The sequence below is a fragment of the Olsenella sp. KH1P3 genome (genome assembly GCF_900167315.1).
Lineage (GTDB): Bacteria > Actinomycetota > Coriobacteriia > Coriobacteriales > Atopobiaceae > Olsenella_J > Olsenella_J umbonata_A.
On sequence record NZ_FUWQ01000003.1, the window covers coordinates 53226 to 72250 of the forward strand.

The window sequence follows — 19025 nt, forward strand, 5'->3', positions numbered from 1 at the left end:
CCGTCCGCGACGCCTCGGCGATGCGGACTAGAGAGGTTTAGGACACAGCCCTCCCGTCGCTCACGCCTTCGCGGCACAAAAAAGGGCCCACGCTTTCGCGTGGGCCCGAAAGACGACCATGCCACGAAGGCACTAGGCCTCGGCGTACATCGCCTTGAGCTTAAGCAGGTGCTCGTAGCGCTCCATGGCGTTCTTCTCGTTCTGCTCGAAGAGCTGCTCCGCACGCTCGGGGAACTCGCGGGTCAGACGGCTATAGCGCGCCTCATTCTTGAGGAACTCCTGATAGCCGCCCTTCGGCTCCTTGGAGTCGAGGGAGAACTTCTTGCCGGGCTCAGCCGCGGGGTTGAAGCGGAAGAGGTTCCAGTAACCGCAGTCGACAGCCTTCTTCATCTCTTCCTGGCAGTGCATCATGCCGCCCTTGGCGATGGAGTGCATCTCGCAGGGGCTGTAGCCGATGATCAGTGACGGACCATCGTAAGCCTCGGCCTCGGCGATGGCCTTGAGGGTCTGCGCCTGGTTGGCGCCCATAGCGACCTGAGCGACGTAGACGTAGCCATAGCTCATCTCGATCTCGGCGAGAGACTTCTTCTTGGTCTCCTTGCCGGCAGCGGCAAACTGTGCGACCTGACCGATGTTGGACGCCTTGGAAGCCTGGCCACCGGTGTTTGAGTAGACCTCGGTGTCGAAGACGAAGACGTTGACGTTGCGGCCAGAGGCAAGCACGTGGTCAAGGCCACCGAAGCCGATGTCGTAGGCCCAGCCGTCGCCGCCGAAAATCCAGAAGGACTTCTTGGAGAGGTAGGACTTGTCGGCCAGGATTGCCCTGGCGGTATCGGAGCCGTTCTTCTCCAGAGCCTCGATGTAGGCATCGGAGACCGACCTGGAGAGGGCGCTGTCGTTCCTGGACTCAAGCCAGGCCTGGGCGGCCGCCTTGAACTCATCGGAGACGTCAGTGTCGAGAAGTGCCTCGGTCGCCGCGACCAGACGATCCTGCTCCGCCTCGTAGCCGACGTTGAAGCCAAGGCCGTGCTCCGCGTTGTCCTCGAACAGCGAGTTGTTCCACGCGGGGCCGTGGCCCTCGGCGTTGACGGTGTACGGCGCGGTCGCCGCGGGGTTGCCCCAAATGGAGGAGCAGCCGGTGGCATTGGAGATGAACATGCGGTCGCCGAAGAGCTGGGTCACCAGGCGTGCGTACGAGGTCTCGGCGCAGCCGGCGCAGGAGCCGGAGAACTCGAGCAGCGGCTTGTGGAACTGAGAGCCCTTGACGTTTTTGTCGTTAGCGAGCTCGGTCTTCTCGCTCACCTTCTTGACGGCGTAGTCCCAGACCTCTGCCTGTGCAGCCTCTTCCTCCTGCGGGACCATCGTGAGGGCACCACCCTCCTTGAGGTCGCTCTTGGGGCAGACGGCAAGACAGTTCCAGCAGCCCATGCAGTCAAGCGGCGAGACGGCGATTGCGAACTTGTAGCCGGTGTCCTTCGGAATCTTGAGGTCGGACATCTTCATGGCCTCGGGCGCGGCAGCAGCCTCGTCTGCGGTCATGGCAACCGGACGGATCGTGGCGTGCGGGCACACATAGGCGCACTGGTTGCACTGGATGCACTTCGTCTCGTCCCAGCGGGGAACCATAACGGCGGTTCCACGCTTCTCGTAGGCGGAGGCACCAAGCTCCCACTGGCCGTCAGGGTTGCACTTGAACGCGGAGACGGGCAGGGAGTCGCCGTCCATCTTGTTGATGGGGGTAAGGAGGTCCTTGACCTGCTTGACGATTGCCTCGCGGCCCTCGAGGGACAAGACCTCAGGCTTGTCCTCGGCAGTAGCCCAGTCGGCGGGAACCTCGAACTTGCGGAACGCGGTCGCGCCGGCATCGATCGCCTTGTGGTTTGCGGCGACGATGGCCTCGCCCTTCTTGGAGTAAGACTTGGTCGCCGCGTCCTTCATGTACTGGAGCGCGTCCTCCGCGGGAAGCACCTTGGCCAGCGCGAAGAAGGCGGACTGGAGAACCGTGTTGGTGCGCTTGCCCATGCCGACCTTGGCCGCAAGGTCAATTGCGTCGATCAGGTAGACGTTGATGTCGTTCTTCGCGATGTAGCGCTTGGCGTTCGCGGGCATATGCTTCGCAAACTCCTCGTCGCTCCACTGGCAGTTGACAAGGAAGGCGCCGCCCGGCTTCACGTCGCGGACCATCTTAAAGCCCTTGATAATGTAACTGGGGTTGTGGCAGGCGACGAAATCGGCCTTAGTCACGTAGTAGGGCGAACGAATGGGAGAGTCACCAAAACGCAAGTGGGAAATCGTGACGCCACCAGTCTTCTTGGAGTCGTACTGGAAGTACGCCTGAACGTACTTGTCGGTGTGGTCGCCGATGATCTTGATAGAGTTCTTGTTGGCGCCGACGGTACCGTCGCCACCAAGGCCCCAGAACTTGCACTCGATGGTGCCAGGCGCGGACGTGTTGGGCGCGTCCTCGTCCATCGGCAGCGAGAGGTTCGTGACATCGTCGACGATGCCGACGGTGAACTCGCGCTTGGGCTCGTCCTTCTTGAGCTCCTCGTAGATCGCAAACGCAGCCGCGGGGGGCTCGTCCTTGGAACCGAGGCCATAGCGGCCGCCGACGGTCACAAGATCGGTCATGCCAGACTCATAGAGCGCGGAAACGACGTCCTGATAGAGGGGCTCGCCGATGGAACCCGGCTCCTTGGTGCGGTCGAGAACAGCGACCTTCTTAACGCTCTTGGGCAGGGCGGCAACGAAGTCCTTGACGGACCAGGGGCGGTAGAGGCGAACCTTGACCAGGCCGACCTTTTCGCCGTGGGCGTTGAGGTAATCGATGACCTCCTCGAGCGTGTCGCAGAAGGAGCCCATGCAGACGACAACGCGGTCCGCGTCCTCGGCACCATAGTAGTCAAACAGGTGATAGTCGGTGCCCAGCTTCTCGTTGATCTTGTCCATGTAACCCTGGACGACGGCGGGAAGCGCGTCGTAATAGGAGTTGCAGGCCTCACGGTGCTGGAAGAAGATGTCGCCGTTCTCGTGGGCGCCGCGCGCGTGCGGGTGCTCAGGGTTGAGGGCGTGATCGCGGAACTCCTGGACCGCATCCATATCGAGCATGTCGGCGAGGTCGTCGAAGTCCCAGGTTGCGACCTTCTGGATCTCGTGAGAAGTGCGGAAGCCGTCGAAGAAGTTCAGGAACGGAACCTTGCCTTCGATAGCGGCGAGGTGGGCGACGGGAGCGAGGTCCATAACCTCCTGGACATTGCCCTCGGCGAGCATGGCAAAGCCAGTCTGGCGACAGGCCATGACGTCCGAGTGGTCGCCGAAGATGTTCAGAGCGTGAGAGGCAACCGTACGCGCAGAGACGTGGAAGACGCCCGGGAGTCCCTCGCCAGCAATCTTGTACATGTTCGGAATCATGAGGAGTAGACCCTGTGACGCCGTATAGGTCGTCGTGAGGGCGCCCGCGCCGAGAGAGCCGTGAACCGTGCCGGACGCGCCAGCCTCAGACTCCATCTCGACCACGCGGACAGGGGTGCCGAAGACGTTCTTCAGCCCCTTTGCCGCCCACTGGTCGACGTGGTCGGCCATGGGGCTGGACGGGGTAATAGGATAAATACCCGCCACCTCGGTGAAGGCGTACGAGACCCAAGCAGCGGCCTCGTTGCCGTCCATCGACTTGAATTTCCTTGCCATATCCTCTCCTTACATATCTTCTCCAGGCGTCCTCGTTCACGCCTGGAACAAACGCAAACACTGCGATGCAAAGCGGACGCACATAGGTGAATTATCGCGCAAATGCGATGCGACAGAGTGAGAAAATCCAAGGTTAAACTACCTATTCGGTGCTTGGTAGTAGGTCACTTTTTGGTTATTTCGACCGTTCAAGTAGCCGTCTATAACCACTCGCAAATTTCTCGCCCATTTCTCCCGAGAGTTCGTCCGGAAGGACGATGCCGTGCTCGTCCGAAACGAAGAACACCTCGCTCGGAATCACTTGTCGCGAGCGCACCAAATTGAGGAGCCCCGGCCTCCTCTCAACGCGGATGCCAAGCGTCTTGGCGAGGTCCTCGACAAGCGTCGCGGCGCCCGAGGGGCTCTCCTGCTCGTCAAGGCCCCAGCAGAGGACGCCCTCCACGACGGCCCAGATGGTCTCGGGAGGAACGCCGGTCTTCTCGCCCTCACGGTACGAGAGGTCAATCCTTCCCAGAAGCGAGGCAAACCTCAGGTCCTCAAGAGGCTCGTAGGGGCCGACGGACATGGCCGCCCTACCCTCCTCGTCGATGACCACCATGAGGGTTCCTTCAGGATGGCGAGAAGCGCCCTCCTTCAGCGTCCATTCGATGTGTTGCTTCGCCCACGCTATCAGGTCGCAGGACACGGGCTTCCCGGAAGGCCCCACGCGCTTGCCCAGCGCGCGAAGGTGCCGGTTCTCCATGGGAAGCGATGCGCCCGACAGCCTCCATCGGCACACGATCGAGGGGGTTCCCAGGGTAAAGTCGGGGTCAAAGCTGTTGTGCTCGTCTGTCACTCGCGTCTCCTGTCCTCGATGCCTCGCTGCAGCAGAGGCCCTCAGCAACATATATTTGTTGCAGTAATTACCCAATTCCCCGAGCGGCCGTGCCCTCAATCTCAAACCGCGACATCTTGCCGATCGGGGCGTCTTCTTGTTTCACGGTATACTTCTGGATTGGCCGGCCGACTCGATCCGGTTCAGGATAAGCCGACATTAGGGGTGATTGGGCAGCCTTATGAGCATGTTCTTCTTCATCTACACCATTGCCATCCTGTGCGTTTGTCTTAGCACCGCATCGATTTCGCTCTCGGCCTTCGTCGTCTCCCACCGCATAAAGTACCTGCCCCAGACGACGTTCTTCATCGCCTACTTCATCGAACTAGCGAGCATCTTCGCGGGAGAGTGGGCTATACAGAACATCGGCCAGATCAACTACGACAACTACTACGCGATTGACAATCCCGCGTTCAGAATCATCATCGGCGCGATCGTGCTCGTCTGCTTCTGGCTCATCGTCTTTGACATAATCGACGAGAAGAGCCCCTGGGCGGTCGCCGTCCCCGCCACGGTGCTGGTCATATCTCAGACCCTTATTCTCATCCTCATGCCCTACGGCCCCCTTCGCCAGTGGCTCTTCTACGGCATGAGACAAGTCTCTCTCATTGGCTGCCTAGTCTACGGCCTCGTAAAGTGCAAGCGCTCTGAGGACGATGTGCTCCACAAGAGGATGCTCAAGCGGAAGCGTCAGATCCTTCTTCTCATTGTCCTTATCGTGCTCATCGTCGTGGAGGACACCGTCGTCATCCTGGTGGCTCCGATTCCCTCGGGAGACAACGATTTCGCGGGCGTTTTCCTCTCGAGCCGAAGCGTCTCAGAGAACCTCATGATGTGCTGCATTGCGGCCACCGTCATTCACCAGACGGTTAAGGACCTGGCACTACGCTTCAACGAGCCTCCCGAGATCGTCAATGACGCGGAGCGCGACTCGAACCTGCTCAACCACATCGAGAACCGCCTGCCGAGGTACGCAGCAGAGCATTCCCTCTCAAAAAGGGAGCGGGAGATTCTTGCGTTCGCAATGGAGGGCAAAACCAATCGCGAAATTGCCACGGAGCTCTTCCTGGCCGAGGGTACCGTCAAGACGCACCTGCACAACATTATGAAGAAGTGCGAGACGCCAAACCGCGAGGAGCTCCGCAAGGACTTCTGGGCAAGCTAGCTCAGGCAAGAAGAGCCTTGCCCTCTTGCAGGAATCGCAACGAAAAAGGAGGTCGCAACCTGAGTTGCGACCTCCTTTGGCATTTCGGTTGCCCGCGCGATTAGGCGTGGATGCGGGTGCCGGAAAGACCAGCCATGGCCTCTGCCGCCTTGTCGAGGGAGCCGATGATGCAGACGCGGCCCGGACGAGACTCGGCGAACTTGATGCCAGCCTTGACCTTGGGCTCCATGGAGCCCTTGCCGAACTGGCCGGCCTCGACGTACTCGCGGGCCTGCTCGACGGTAATGTCCTCGAGGTCCTGCTGATCGGGCTTGCCGAAGTTGATGGCAACATGGTCGACAGCGGTAAGGAGGACGAGCATGTCAGCAGAGCAGTCCTCAGCAAGGAGCTCGCCGCCCATGTCCTTGTCGATGACAGCGGCAACACCCTTGTAGGTGCCCTTGTCGGAGTAGTCGCGGACGACGGGGATTCCGCCGCCGCCACAGGCGATGACGATGAACTCGTTGTCGAGGAGGTTCAGGATGCTCTCGTACTCGACGATCTTCTTGGGCTGCGGGGAAGCGACGACGCGACGGTAGCCACGGCCGGAGTCCTCGACGATGTTCCAGTCAGGGTGCTTGACGAGCTCGGCGTCAGCCTCCTCTTTGGTCATGAAGGCGCCGATGGGCTTGGTGGGGTTCTTGAACGCGTCGTCATCGGGGTCAACCTCGATCTGAGTCACAACGGAAGCAACGTGCCAACGCTTGTACTCCTTGTGCATTGCCGCACCAATTGCCTGCTGCAGGTGGTAGCCAATGTAGCCCTGAGACATGGCACCGCACTCGGGAAGATCCATCGCGGGGATCTTCTCGGGGTTGTCCTTGTGGGCAGACGCGAAAGCGTTCTGGATCATGCCGACCTGCGGGCCATTGCCGTGGGTGATGATGATCTCGTTGCCCTGCTCGATAACCTTAAGCAAGGTGGGGGCAGCAGCACGAACCTTCTCGATCTGCTCCTCGGGGGTGTTGCCGAGTGCATTGCCGCCGAGGGCGATGACAACGCGGTTAGGCTTGCCGAATGCCTTGGACATGTTTCTCTCCTTCGCAAGAGTTCGAAAATATGAAGGCGGCCTAAGCCGCCTCTCCTATCGGGCCTAAAACTATACCGCTCATTTGAAGATAATGTTGGCATAATTGCCGATTCTATAAACGGTAGTTTTTTCGTTTTCAAAGGTAGATAGATAGTTCTTACACATTGTCTTGCATGGCATTTTATGTTTATCCAATATATTGTATTCAGTTGTACATATCATCTTTTTTAGACGCCGACGCCCCGCAAGAACTCCCCTGCAGCTTTTTTGGCTCAACCTTGCTAAACCGCGCGTGTCACGCGCTAGGATTACTTGCATGAACAAGTCGACTTCACAGATCATCGGGCGTTTTGCTCCCTCCCCTTCGGGCAGGATGCACCTGGGCAACGCCTTCTCGGCGCTTATTGCGTGGTCTTCGGCCAGGTCCCAAGGCGGCCGCATGGTCATGCGCATCGAAGACCTAGATCCGCGCACCCAGGATCCCCAGAAGGCCCGTCTGGTTCTGGACGACCTTCGGTGGCTTGGCCTCGACTGGGACGAGGGGCCCTACTACCAGAGCGAACGCCAGAATTACTACCTGGACGCCATCGCGCGACTCGACAACAAGGGACTAACATACCCCTGCTTCTGCACGCGTTCGGAACTGCACGCAGCATCAGCCCCACACGCCTCCGACGGAACCTATATCTACCAAGGAACCTGCCGGCACCTCAATGCCCAAGAGATTGCCGAGAAGAGCCTCCAGCGCCCTCCCGCAAAGCGACTCGTGGTGCCAGAGAGATCGGACCCCAACGGAACCTTCGACTACGACGACCTTGGCTACGGCCATCAGCATGAAATCCTGGCGGACGACTGCGGCGACTTCCTGATTCGCCGCAGCGACGGAGTCATCGCCTACCAGCTCGCCGTAGTAGTGGATGACAGCCTTATGGGGGTTAACGAGGTGGTACGCGGGCACGACCTGCTCGCATCATCGGCGCGGCAGTCATACATAGCAAGGCTCCTCGGCTTCGAGCCCCCTCGCTACGGGCACGTCCCCCTGCTGGTTGCGCCAGACGGCAGGCGTCTCTCGAAGCGCGACGGGGACCTAGACCTGGGTGCCCTGAGGGCCCGCGGGATACATCCCGAGCAGGTGATAGGCTCCCTCGCCCACGCCATCGACCTTGCGGAAGCCGGAGAAGAGCTGACAGCGACGCAGTTCGTAGAGCGCTTCTCGTGGGAGGCAATCAGGATGCACGTCGCTGACGTTGCGGTTGATGATTCTTTTATTTTGGGAAGATAGTGTTGTGACTTCCGCCAAATGTAGGGTATGATGCGTAAGCATCACATTTTGGAGAGCTGACCGAGAGGCCGAAGGTGCTCGCCTGCTAAGCGAGTATAGGACCAAATCCTATCTGGGGTTCGAATCCCCAGCTCTCCGCCAGAGAAGCCTGCCCGCCCCGCCTGACAAGGCGGGGCGGGTTTTCTTGGCCTCCTTCGACCCCCCGTAGGACGCGCCATCATTGTTCCCACAAGTCGATCGCTGAGTTTTTTGCCGCGTTTCACCAGCTCATTGCGAAGAATAGTGTGATGCATTCAAAAAATTGTTTTTGTCGCTTGACGCACCCGAATAAGAGTGTCATTTTAGTTACTGCGCAAGCGGCGTTACCTCAGCTGGATAGAGGGTCTGACTACGAATCAGAACGTCACAGGTTCGAATCCTGTACGCCGCACCAGCGAACGTTCAGAGCCCCGAAAGGGGCTCTTTTTTTGTCGCTCTTCCAGTCAATGTGAAGTATGGGCGAACGGACAAACTGATTTGAACTTTTGCTTGACGCACCCGAATAAGAGTGTCATTTTAGTTACTGCGCAAGCGGCGTTACCTCAGCTGGATAGAGGGTCTGACTACGAATCAGAACGTCACAGGTTCGAATCCTGTACGCCGCACCAGCGAACGTTCAGAGCCCCGAAAGGGGCTCTTTTCATATCCACGCTCACCGGCCCGAAGGTGTGACGTGGCCGTCACCCCCGAGCGGGACGAAAGACAACGTCCTCTCCGGTCTTAGAGCGATACTCAAACGCCACTCCGTTGGCATCAAGCCAATCTTCCAGGTCCAAGAGGACTCGACCCGTTCCGCCAAAGAACGCCTGCAGCGCCTGCGCCGCAGCCCCAACGTTCGCAAGCCGCGCGACCTCCTCTTCCTGCTTCCGCGCAAGGCGGAGCGAGTGGTCATGCCGATAGTCACCAAAGATCGCTTTCGTCAGCTCGCCTTCCGTGCACTCGCGAACCACCAGCGAGTCACGCTCCCTCCCCATTACTATCTTGCGCTGCTCACCGCCTTCGCAGGAGCTCCTGAGCACCTTGCACGCTGTCATATTGTTCTTCTCATCCATTGCTGCTCCCCTCCCCGACGTCTACCTCTTTTGTACCCGCCATGCACAAGAAATAGAACATGTGTTCTGTATATCGGTAAGAAAAATGCCCACCCGCTTGAAGAGGAGGGTGGGCATCGGTGCTTTAGTGAGGGCCTAGGCCTATGCCTCGGGCTTGATGACCTCAAGGCCGCGCATGTACGGACGAAGCACCTCGGGGACGGTGATGGAGCCATCGGCGTTCTGGTAGTTCTCGATGATGGCTGCCATGGTACGGCCCACGGCGAGACCAGAGCCGTTTAGTGTGTGCACGTAGCGCGAGCCCTTGAACTCGGAGGGATCCTTGTACTTGATGTTCGCGCGGCGAGCCTGGAAGTCCCAGCAGTTCGAGCAGGAGGAGATCTCCTTGTAGGCGTTGTAGCTCGGGAGCCAGACCTCGATGTCGTAGCACTTGGTAGCCGAGAATCCGATGTCGCCGGTACAGAGGGTAACGACGTGGTACGGAAGACCGAGGAGCTGGAGGCAGCGCTCGGCTTCGGCGACCATCGACTCGAGCTGGTTCATCGAGTCCTCGGGCTTGGCGAACTTTACCATCTCGACCTTGTCGAACTCATGAACGCGAATGATGCCACGCGTGTCGCGGCCGGCGGAGCCAGCCTCCTCGCGGAAGCACGGCGTGAAGGCGGTGTAGAGCAGGGGCAGCTGCGACGCGTCCAGGGTCTCATCACGGTGGATGTTGGTCAGCATGACCTCGGCGGTCGGGATCAGATACATCCCACCAGAGACGTGGAAGAGGTCCTCGTCGAACTTCGGCAGCTGCCCGGTGCCGAACAGCGAGTCATAGTTGGTGATGACGGGCGGCCACCATTCCTTGAAGCCGGCCTTGACGTGCTGGTCGATGAAGAAGTTGATGAGGGCGCGCTCCATCAGGGCGCCGTTGCCACCCAGGAGGTAGAAGCGCGTGCCCGCAAGCTTGACGCCGCGGTCGAAGTCGATCATGCCGGTCGACGGGCCAAGGTCCCAGTGGGCCTTGGGCTCGAAGTCGAACTTCGTGGGCTCGCCCCAGGCGCGAACCTCGGGGTTGTCGGAATCATCCTTGCCATAGGGAACGGACTCGTGGGGGATGTTCGGAATTGCCGCGACGAGGTCGAAAAGCTCCTTCTCGACCGCACCGCGCTTCTCGTCCAGCTCCGAGATGCGACCCTTGTTGGCGCTGACCTGAGCCTTTGCAGCCTCGGCCTCGTCCTTCTTGCCCTCTCGCATGAGGACGCCAATCTGCTTGGAGATGGCGTTGCGGTCCGCCTGCAGCTTCTCTACCTCGGCGATGACGGATCGACGCTCCTCGTCGAGCTCGAAAAACCTCTCGCGGTCCCAGTGAGCGTTCTGACGCGACTCGCACGACTTGTCGACGACGTCGGGATTCTCGCGTACGAACTTGATGTCGAGCATCTTGCTACCCCTCTTGTATCGAAAAAACGCGGCCTCTGGCTTCGGCCGCACAATGTCATCAAGTATATACTTGTGCAGGTGAATCGCTCGCCTCAAACAGAAAGGGCATCTCATGGATGCAGTTAGTCAGTTTTTCGGATGGCTCTTCGGCACCAGGCCTGGCGTCATCGCTCTCGTTGCGGGCGGAATCGTCCTGTTTCTGATCATCTCCGTCTGCCTCGAGGTGAAGACGAGGAAGCGCTTCAAGAACCACGAAAAGAAGGAAGGCGACTGGGACCTCTTCGACAGCGACGACGAGAGCGGTTGGTCGGAGTTCGAGGAGGACAACAAGTAGAGAGGGCCCTGCTCCTCTCACCCAAAGCCGCACAACGTGCCGCGGAACCTTGGTCCGCGGCTTTTTCTTTACGTGGCGAGGGCGCCCAAGCTATGCCCCTCGTTCTCCTGCGCAACAAAATGGCCCAAGCAACAAAAAAAAGAGCTCCTGACTCACGACAGGAGCTCCTTGCATTAGATGGTGCGGGCGAAAGGACTTGAACCTTCATGAGATTGCTCTCATACGGACCTGAACCGTACGCGTCTGCCAATTCCGCCACGCCCGCGTGAGACAGGATTCTACTACTACTTTGCCAAAAAGTGCAATGCACAATTTTTCTCGTCCAGAAAAAAGTGGGCAATTTGAGCTGCAGATTCATTCAGAACGTGACCTACCAGCGCAAACGCGCTAGAATGATGCCATGCGCCATACATTTGGCGCCGGCTCAGCACAATGCAGCTTAATCAGACACACCAGAGGACGAGCCGTGGACAACTACCCTCAGTCACAATTGCGACCAGGACGCTCATATCCCGCCGGTGGGGCGACGGACGTCACGCCGTCCCACCTCTCTCCCAGGCCGAATTACGCCCTTCTGCTCAATCGGTACCGCATCATGGGGTCGAACGAGTCGGGAGGCTTCGGCACGGTCCTCACCTGTTGGGACACACGCCTCCAACGGCGCGTCGCAATCAAGCGTATGCCCTTGGTGGCGCAAGCCGGCTACGCTCGGGAGACCTCGACAATCGAAGAGGCCCTGGCCGAAGCGCGCACGTCCAGCATGCTTGCCCACCCCAACATCGTCACGGTCTTCGACTTCGAGATCGACCCGGCCTACGCCTACCTCGTGATGGAGTACGTCGACGGGCTTACGCTCGCCGAGCTCCTCTCGCGCGTCGAGGGCGGCACTCTCACGGGAGACGAATGCGCGTACCTGGTCGAATCGGTCGCCAAAGCGCTGCAGTTCGCACACGACAACGGCGTACTCCACCTGGACATCAAACCGTCCAACATAATGATCGATCACAGCGGGGTCGTTAAGCTCTGCGATTTCGGCATGGCCACCCTGGCCTCCGCGGCCGGCTACGGCGGCGCGCGCGGCGGCACCGTGGGCTACATGCCTCCCGAGCAGATTGACGGCGACCTGGTCGACGAGCGCTGCGACGTGTTCTCGCTCGCCGTGGTCGTCTGGCAGTCGCTCACGGGAAGCAACCCCTTCGCCTCGAACTCTGCCGAGGAGTCCCGCAGGAAGATCGACCGGGGACCAAAGCCGGCCCTCTCGAAGACGAACCCGGAGTACGAGGGCATGGCCGAGGAGGCCCTCATGCAGGCCCTCGACCCAAACCCAAGCTCTCGCATCCCCTCCATCGAGGCGTTCTCGAGCGAGGTTTCGTTCGGTCTGGGCGACAGCGCTCAGGGCGCGGACTCAATTCGCCTGCTGATGGGGCAGGACGAGGCCAGCCAGGCGTCGGAGGGAGACTGGAACCCCTCCGACCTCCCCCTCAGCTATCGCTATCCCTGGCTCGGGGGCCTCTTCGAGCGTGGTGGCGCGGCGCTGGCGACGGCGGTATTGTCGGTCCCCCTGGCACCACACATTCTTTCGGGTGCGGGAGGCACGTGGACGGGCGACGGCGCGGTCAGCTGCGCGATCCTGTGCGCCATCGCGACGGCCGTCGCCGCACTGTGGCAGCCCGCAGGGGCGGCGCTCGTCGCCGTGGGACTCGCCCTCGCCATCGGACTTGGCGGAGAGGGTGGTGCCGCATCAGTCATGCTGCCCGCCGCCATCGTGGCGCTGTTCCTGTGCTGGTGGATCAAGTTCGGGACGCGCGAGAAGCTCTCGACCCCCGCCGTCCTCCTGTCAGCCGCCCTCTCGACTCCCTGTGGCGGCATCGCGCCCAGCGCATACGCGTTCGCACCCCTCGGGGCCGCCGCGACCGCGATGGGTGGGTGGTTTTTCGCAACTATATATGTTTCTGCGCGCTCGGCAGGCTTTTCTGCGCCGGCAACGGCGACGGCACTTCTGTCGCTGGCTGGCTCCGCAGAGACGTGGGCAGCACTTCTTGGATGCACGTTTTCCGCAGCAATCGGCTCAGCTATCACGCGTTTTCGCCCTACAACAGGCATGGGAGTATTTGGGCAGATTTCAGCAACCTTGATTTTTTTATTTTCTCAGGCCGTCGTGCATCGAGTGAAAAATGGCGGTATATGGGAAGCTCCTAGCTGGGACTCGGTGGGCGTTGCGGTAGTCTTATGTGTGCTTCTGTGCATTACGACCGCCATTCGGGGTCCGCAACCAGCAGAAGAGGAAGTTGAGGACATACATGAACTTGCTTAAGACCTTCGAAAGCCGTGTGAGCGACGCCTTCGGCGCGGCGCCGCAGGGGTACGCCGCGCCCATCTCGTTCAAGAAGCTCGCGAAGCGCGCGGCGCGCGAGATGGAGGCTGAGACATATGAGATCGACGGCGTCGACACCGCGCCGGCCCTGATCACCATCCTCGTGGCCTCGGCCGACGACGCCACGATGCGCCCCCTCTATGGCCAGCTCACGAGTGAGGTCGTCTCCTTCGTTGAGGCGAAGGCGCAGGAGAAGCGCTATGTGTTCGTTGGGAAGCCGCTTGCTCGCTTCATGGTCGACCCGTCTCTCAAGAGCGGCAAGTTCGCCGTGTTCGCCGAGAACGTCGACGCGCGCACGCTCGAGCGTCTTCGCATAGAGGAGAACGCCTTCCTCTCCGGCTCCGCGGGAGTAGGCGGCGCGGCAGCCGGCGTTGGCCAGACGCGCAGGCCCAGGCAGCAGGGCGAGCCGGTCATGCAGCCGCTCCCCCAGCAGGAGCCCCAGGCGGCCCCCGCACCCGCACGCCACTCCGCAGAGCACCAGGCCGCAGCCCCCGTCGCGAACCAGCCGCAGGCCAGTGCCGCCGCAGGCGCGACCGTCGAAGGCGAGTTCGCGCCTCTCGTCGAGCCCGTCGAGCTCGACGCATCCGCCGGCCTTGGCGTGATTCCGACGAGCGTCGTGGACGACGTCCTCTCGCAGGACGAGGCTGACTTTGGCGCATACCCCCAGCCCGCGCCGCGTTACCAGGCGCCGACGGGCTACGAGGACTCCATAATGATGGCACCGACCCCCGAGCCCACTCCTGCGCCCGTCTCGACGCACGGCGCAGGCCAGCGCGAGGTCCCCGTCACCCAGCGCAGGAACGTCCCCCTGGTCAACCCCCAGCGCAGCGCCACGGCGCCTGCCGAGGCAGACGCGCCGACTTGCCTGCTCATCGACCACCAGACCGGCCGCACCTATACGGGCGTCGCCCCCACCACCATCATCGGCCGCGAGCGCACGCCCCACGGCATTGTCCTTCGTGACCCCAACGTCAGCCGTCACCACGCAGAGCTCGCCTTCGACGGCCGCAACTGGAGCATCACGGACCTCAACTCGACCAATGGAACCATGGTGAACGACCGCGACGTCGACAGCTACATGCTGCGCAACGGTGATCTCATCACCGTTGGCCTGATGAACCTCGAGTTCAGGGAGAACTAGCATGATCGATCTCGTCCTCTTTGCAGGTCGCATCGCGTTTGTCGTGCTCCTGTACGCCTTCCTGTTTGCCGTCATGCGCACCGGCGTCGGCCTAGTGCGCGGGCAGCGTCGAGACGCAGCCATCTGGTCAGTCGACGTGGAGAAGGGAACCAAGGAGCTCCGCGGCCTGCACGTGGACATTCTGGGCCCCGTCGTCATTGGCAGAGCACCCTCTTCCGACATCGTCATCGACGAGCCGTTCGTGTCTGCGGCTCACGCGCGCTTCACCCTGCAGGGCCCCGCACTGGTCCTGGAGGACCTCAACTCGACCAACGGCACGCTGGTCAACGGCCATGGCATCGGCCAGCCCGTCACACTGCGCGATGGCGACGAAGTGCAAATTGGCGACGCAGTGATGCGAGTGAGTCGTCGATGAGATCATTTCCGCTCCATAGGCACGCAAGCTCCAAGACCGAGCCCGTCAACAGCCCGGGCCATGACACCGTCCAGGTGGAGACGCGCGAGGGCACTGACTCGAAGAGCGGCGCGAACGCGACGCTCGCATGGGGAGCACGCACCGACATAGGCCTCGTCAGGTCCCACAACGAGGACTCCTTCCTCGTGCAGCCGCCGGTGTTCGCCGTGTGCGACGGAATGGGTGGCCATGCCGCCGGCGAGGTGGCTAGCTCCATCGCAGTATCGACCATCGGCAGCCACGCTCCGCTCCACGCGGACGACGTTCTGTTGGGCGCCGCCGTCGAGGCGGCCAACGCCGAGGTTATCGATGGTGCCAAGACCGGCAAGGGCAAACCGGGCATGGGCTGCACCGCCTCCTGCGTCCTTATCGAGAACAACCGCATGGCCATCGCGCACGTCGGCGACTCGCGCATCTACCTTCTTCACGAGGGTATGCTGGTTCGTCTGACGCGAGACCACTCGTACGTAGAGGAGCTTGTCGACGCCGGCGAGATCACCGCGGACGAGGCGCGCGTGCATCCGTCGCGCTCCATCATCACGCGTGCGCTCGGCTCCGACCCCGACATGTACGCAGATCACTTCACCCTGGACGTCTCGTCGGGAGACCGTATCATCATCTGCTCGGACGGACTTTCCTCCATGGTCGAGGACTCCGAGATCGAGGCGACCGCGGTAAGCTCGGCGACCCCACAAGCCGCAGCGGACAACCTCGTGGCAGCCGCGCTTGAGGGCGGCGGTCACGACAACGTGAGCGTCGTAATCGTCGACGTGCTGGACGACGGCATCCTGGAGGCACACCGCAAGCTGCGCAGGCGCAGGATCTTCTCGGCGTTCGTGCTCCTTCTTGTCCTTGGGGCCATCATCACGGTCCTCATGGCGCTCTACGTCAACAGCTCCTGGTACTTGGGAGACAACAATGGGACCGTTGGTATCTACCAGGGCATAAATGACAATTTCCTGGGCATCGAGCTCTCGCATCTCGAGGAGACCACCTCGGTCTCGACCTCGGACCTTCCCGCGGCGACGCAGGAAAGCCTGAAACACGGCCTCCCCGCCTCCAGCGAGGCGGAGGCGCGCGCCACGGTCGAGAGCTACCGCGACCAGATCGATGCCGACAAGACCGCCGCGGCCGTAGCGGCGGACCGTTCGACCACGGGCACGGACGCACCCGCCACAGTGCCCGCAACACCAAGCGAAGGCGCAGGTGAGTAACATGATGGCCAGGCGCCAGGGAAACACCCGCAGGAACACCGAGCTCGCGCTGCTGATGACTGCAGCCGTGCCGGTGGTTCTGCTGTATGCGATGTACGTCATAAACATGTCGGTCACGATCAGCTTCAGCTCGCTCGCGGTCCCCATAGGCCTGCTCGCGGCATTTGTCGCGGCGCACATTTCGACGCGCAAGTTCGCCCCCGGCGCAGACCCGGCAATCCTCCCCGTGGTGTTCGTGCTTTCGGGCATCGGCATAGCCTTCGTGACGAGGCTCGCCCCCGACCTTGCCGTGAGCCAGGTCGCATGGCTCTTCATATCGGTTGCCGCGATGATCGCAGTGCTGGTCTTCGTACCCTCCATCGAGAAGCTTGCAGAGTACAAGTTCACCATGGGCATAGCCGGCGTCATCCTTCTGCTCCTGCCAATGCTCATCGGCACCGAGCGCGGTGGCTCCAAGCTGTGGCTGGTGTTCGGACCCTTCTCGTTCCAGCCGGGCGAGATTGCAAAGATCCTGATCGTCTTGTTCCTGGCGGCCTACCTCGCCGAGAACCGTGAGCTGCTCTCGGCCTCCACGCGCAAGTTCGGTCCGCTGGCCCTTCCGAAGCCGCGCATGCTCGCGCCCCTTCTGGTCATGTGGGGAATCTCGCTCCTGCTGGTCGTCTTCGAGCGCGATCTGGGCAGCGCCCTTCTGTTCTTCACGTTCTTCGTAGTCATGATCTACGTCTGCACCGGTCGCGTGAGCTACGTGATCGCCTCCATCGTGCTTCTGGCCATTGGCGGCGTGGTCTGCTACTCGCTCTTCTCGCACGTGCAGGTTCGAATCCAGATTTGGCTCGATCCGTTCTCGGATCCTTCCAACAAGGGCCTGCAGATCGTCCAGTCGCTCTACTCGCTTGCCGACGGCGGCCTCGTGGGCACCGGCATCGGCAAGGGCCTCCCCACCCTCATCCCCGTCGTCGAGTCCGACTTCATCTTCTCTGCCATCGGAGAAGAGATGGGCCTCCTGGGCGGCTCCGCGGTCCTCATCTGCTACATGCTCCTCGCGATCCGCGGATTCGTCACGGCCGCGCGGGCAAAGTCTGACATCGCCGCGTTTACCGCGGTCGGTCTCACGGTTGCCATTGCGTTCCAGGCATTCCTGATCGTCGGCGGCACAACCAAGTTCCTGCCCCTCACGGGCGTAACGCTCCCCTTCATGAGCCAGGGCGGCAGCTCCCTGCTTGCCAGCTTCGTCATCGTTGGCCTCCTACTCAAGACCGGGGACGAGGGAACCGGCCACGAGGCGCAGATCGAGTCTGCCGCCAACCCAGATGGCCCGACCTTCTCGCCCGCCGAGGGCGGCGGCAGGGGCAACGCCGTGGTTCACGGCGCCCATGCACGCGGCCGCTTCTCGCTGACCACGGCCGAGTCCGGGGTCCTGGGTCGCGTTGCGCTCGGAAAGCGACTGGTAGCGCTGGTCACCCTCTTCACCTTCATGTTTGCTCTGCTCATCGCCAACCTTACGTACATACAGGTGGTGAGGGCCGACTACTATCAGAACCTCCCGAACAACAACCACACCATCGCGAAGAGCTCCAAGGTCCAGCGCGGTGCGATCATCACCGCTGACGGCGCCACGCTAGCGGAGAGCGTCCGCCAGGAGGATGGCACGTACGTCCGCCAGTACCCGCTGGGCAACGTCGCGACGCACACCGTCGGCTACCTCTCCACGCAGTACGGCGCCACGGGCATCGAGGCCTCGCTCAACGAGACCCTCACCGGTCACGCCGACTACTCCAGCTGGCTGAGCGCGCTCAACGCGATGGCCGGCATCGAGACGCCGGGCTCGAGCGTCGTGCTGACCCTCAACGCGCAGATGCAGAAGGCCGTGGAGTCGGCGCTTGCCGGGCACCGCGGAGCCATCGTGGTGCTTGACCCCACCACGGGCGCGGTTCTGGCAAAGGCGTCCAGCCCCTCCTTCAGCTACACCGACATCGGGGCGTCGATGACCTCCGACACCGGCGCACTGGTGGACAGGTCAACCAATACGCTGTACACGCCAGGCTCCACCTTCAAGACCATTACGCTCTCGGCCGCCCTCGATTCCAACCTGGCCACGCTCGACAGCAGCTACAAGGCCCCCGCAACCCTCGAAATCGGCGGCGCCCCCGTCACCAACTTCAGGGGCGAGGAGTGGAGCGCGCTCTCCCTCAAGGAGGCCATGGCCGAGTCTGCAAACACCGTGTTCGGCCAGGTCGGAACCAAGGTCGGCGCCGACAGGCTGGTGAGCTATGCGCGTGCGTTCGGCTATGGCAGCGCGCTTGGCCAGGACTTCTCGACCACGCCGTCGCTCATGCCCGACCCCAAGGAGATGACCGAGTGGGAGACCGCCTGGGCAGCCTGCGGCCAGCCCGTCGGCAACCACGCGAGTCCGGCGGGCCCCCAGACGACGGTCATGCAGAACGCCGTCATGGTCGCCGCGATTGCCAACAACGGCATCGCCATGAACCCCTACGTCGTGGACCACATCCTCTCCCCCGAGGGCGCCACGACGTCGAAGACCCAGCCACGCGCCCTTGGCCAGGCGGTATCGTCCCAGACCGCGGGCCAGGTTAAGGAGGCCATGCTTGACGTTGTCGAGAGTGGCACCGGCGTCGCCGCGCGCGTCTCGGGCGTCAAGGTCGCCGGAAAGACCGGCACCGCAGAGGCCAGCGCATCCCAAGTCAATTCCCTGTTCGTGGGCTTCGCTCCCTACGACCAGCCAACCATTGCCGTTTCAATCTGCCTTGAGAACGAGGACACGGGCACGGCATCGGCTGTCGCGGGAAGCGTGATCGCGGCCTGCCTGAACGTGCAGGCAATGGGGGCGTCCTCCTAAGGAAGGGGAGCGCCCGAGCGCAGCGGCCAAGCCGCACGAACCTCGCGTTTGTAAG

The 19025-nt window shown here is 61.7% G+C and carries 13 protein-coding genes and 4 tRNA genes; 11 read left to right on the plus strand and 6 right to left on the minus strand.

The window, feature by feature from the left end:
• Nucleotides 1-132: 132 nt before the first annotated feature.
• Together nifJ and B5D13_RS04920 are read right to left on the minus strand one after the other, a co-directional pair.
• Entirely contained in the window at nucleotides 133-3687 is a 3555-nt protein-coding gene (gene nifJ / locus B5D13_RS04915) for a pyruvate:ferredoxin (flavodoxin) oxidoreductase (protein ID WP_078687227.1), read from the minus strand.
• A gap of 175 nt (nucleotides 3688-3862) precedes the next feature.
• The gene (locus tag B5D13_RS04920; protein WP_078687228.1) at nucleotides 3863-4522 is read right to left on the minus strand and encodes a hypothetical protein; all 660 of its coding nucleotides are present in this window, start codon (nucleotides 4520-4522) and stop codon (nucleotides 3863-3865) included.
• A gap of 220 nt (nucleotides 4523-4742) precedes the next feature.
• Between B5D13_RS04920 and B5D13_RS04925 the strand changes: the two genes are divergently transcribed.
• On the plus strand, nucleotides 4743-5726 hold the full coding sequence (locus tag B5D13_RS04925; RefSeq protein WP_078687229.1) for a LuxR C-terminal-related transcriptional regulator: 984 nt from the start codon (nucleotides 4743-4745) through the stop codon (nucleotides 5724-5726).
• A 100-nt stretch (nucleotides 5727-5826) separates the two neighbouring features.
• Here B5D13_RS04925 and arcC read toward each other — a convergent pair whose 3' ends face one another.
• On the minus strand, nucleotides 5827-6795 hold the full coding sequence (arcC, locus tag B5D13_RS04930) for a carbamate kinase (protein WP_078687230.1): 969 nt from the start codon (nucleotides 6793-6795) through the stop codon (nucleotides 5827-5829).
• 316 nt (nucleotides 6796-7111) lie between these two features.
• Here arcC and gluQRS point away from each other — a divergent pair, with 316 nt between their 5' ends.
• From gluQRS to B5D13_RS04950, 4 genes are all read left to right on the plus strand, one after another.
• The gene (gluQRS, locus tag B5D13_RS04935) at nucleotides 7112-8077 is read left to right on the plus strand and encodes a tRNA glutamyl-Q(34) synthetase GluQRS (protein ID WP_078687231.1); all 966 of its coding nucleotides are present in this window, start codon (nucleotides 7112-7114) and stop codon (nucleotides 8075-8077) included.
• Between the two features lie 50 nt (nucleotides 8078-8127).
• Nucleotides 8128-8218: transfer RNA gene (locus tag B5D13_RS04940), tRNA-Ser, on the plus strand.
• A gap of 215 nt (nucleotides 8219-8433) precedes the next feature.
• A tRNA-Arg gene (locus B5D13_RS04945) sits at nucleotides 8434-8510 on the plus strand.
• 137 nt (nucleotides 8511-8647) lie between these two features.
• A tRNA-Arg gene (locus tag B5D13_RS04950) sits at nucleotides 8648-8724 on the plus strand.
• 72 nt (nucleotides 8725-8796) lie between these two features.
• On the opposite strand, the gene B5D13_RS04955 is transcribed toward B5D13_RS04950, so the two are convergent.
• Nucleotides 8797-9168, minus strand: coding sequence for a hypothetical protein (locus B5D13_RS04955; RefSeq protein WP_078687232.1), 372 nt, complete (start codon nucleotides 9166-9168; stop codon nucleotides 8797-8799).
• Between the two features lie 141 nt (nucleotides 9169-9309).
• On the minus strand, nucleotides 9310-10596 hold the full coding sequence (gene serS, locus B5D13_RS04960; RefSeq protein ID WP_078687233.1) for a serine--tRNA ligase: 1287 nt from the start codon (nucleotides 10594-10596) through the stop codon (nucleotides 9310-9312).
• Between the two features lie 112 nt (nucleotides 10597-10708).
• Here serS and B5D13_RS04965 point away from each other — a divergent pair, with 112 nt between their 5' ends.
• Nucleotides 10709-10930 carry a DUF6724 family protein gene (locus B5D13_RS04965; RefSeq protein ID WP_078687234.1) on the plus strand — a complete coding sequence of 74 codons (222 nt, stop codon included), beginning with the start codon at nucleotides 10709-10711 and terminating at the stop codon, nucleotides 10928-10930.
• A gap of 178 nt (nucleotides 10931-11108) precedes the next feature.
• Here the strand turns inward: B5D13_RS04965 and B5D13_RS04970 are convergent.
• A tRNA-Leu gene (locus tag B5D13_RS04970) sits at nucleotides 11109-11195 on the minus strand.
• Nucleotides 11196-11525: 330 nt separating this feature from the next.
• Between B5D13_RS04970 and B5D13_RS04975 the strand changes: the two genes are divergently transcribed.
• The 5 genes from B5D13_RS04975 to B5D13_RS04995 are packed head-to-tail and all read left to right on the plus strand — an operon-like array spanning nucleotide 11526 to nucleotide 18970.
• Nucleotides 11526-13244: a serine/threonine-protein kinase gene (locus tag B5D13_RS04975; protein ID WP_234970706.1), complete on the plus strand. Its 1719-nt coding sequence runs from the start codon at nucleotides 11526-11528 to the stop codon at nucleotides 13242-13244.
• Nucleotides 13231-14445, plus strand: a complete 1215-nt coding sequence (locus B5D13_RS04980) for an FhaA domain-containing protein (RefSeq protein ID WP_078687236.1) — start codon at nucleotides 13231-13233, stop codon at nucleotides 14443-14445. Before B5D13_RS04975 ends, B5D13_RS04980 begins: the two co-directional genes overlap by 14 nt.
• A 1-nt stretch (nucleotide 14446) precedes the next feature.
• Nucleotides 14447-14860 (plus strand): FHA domain-containing protein, encoded by a 414-nt coding sequence (locus tag B5D13_RS04985; protein ID WP_078687237.1) that lies wholly within the window; start codon nucleotides 14447-14449, stop codon nucleotides 14858-14860.
• Nucleotides 14857-16113 (plus strand): Stp1/IreP family PP2C-type Ser/Thr phosphatase, encoded by a 1257-nt coding sequence (locus B5D13_RS04990; RefSeq protein ID WP_078687238.1) that lies wholly within the window; start codon nucleotides 14857-14859, stop codon nucleotides 16111-16113. The genes B5D13_RS04985 and B5D13_RS04990 overlap by 4 nt, the downstream gene beginning before the upstream one ends.
• Nucleotides 16114-16117: 4 nt before the next feature.
• Nucleotides 16118-18970 carry an FtsW/RodA/SpoVE family cell cycle protein gene (locus tag B5D13_RS04995; protein ID WP_078687398.1) on the plus strand — a complete coding sequence of 951 codons (2853 nt, stop codon included), beginning with the start codon at nucleotides 16118-16120 and terminating at the stop codon, nucleotides 18968-18970.
• Nucleotides 18971-19025: the final 55 nt, after the last annotated feature.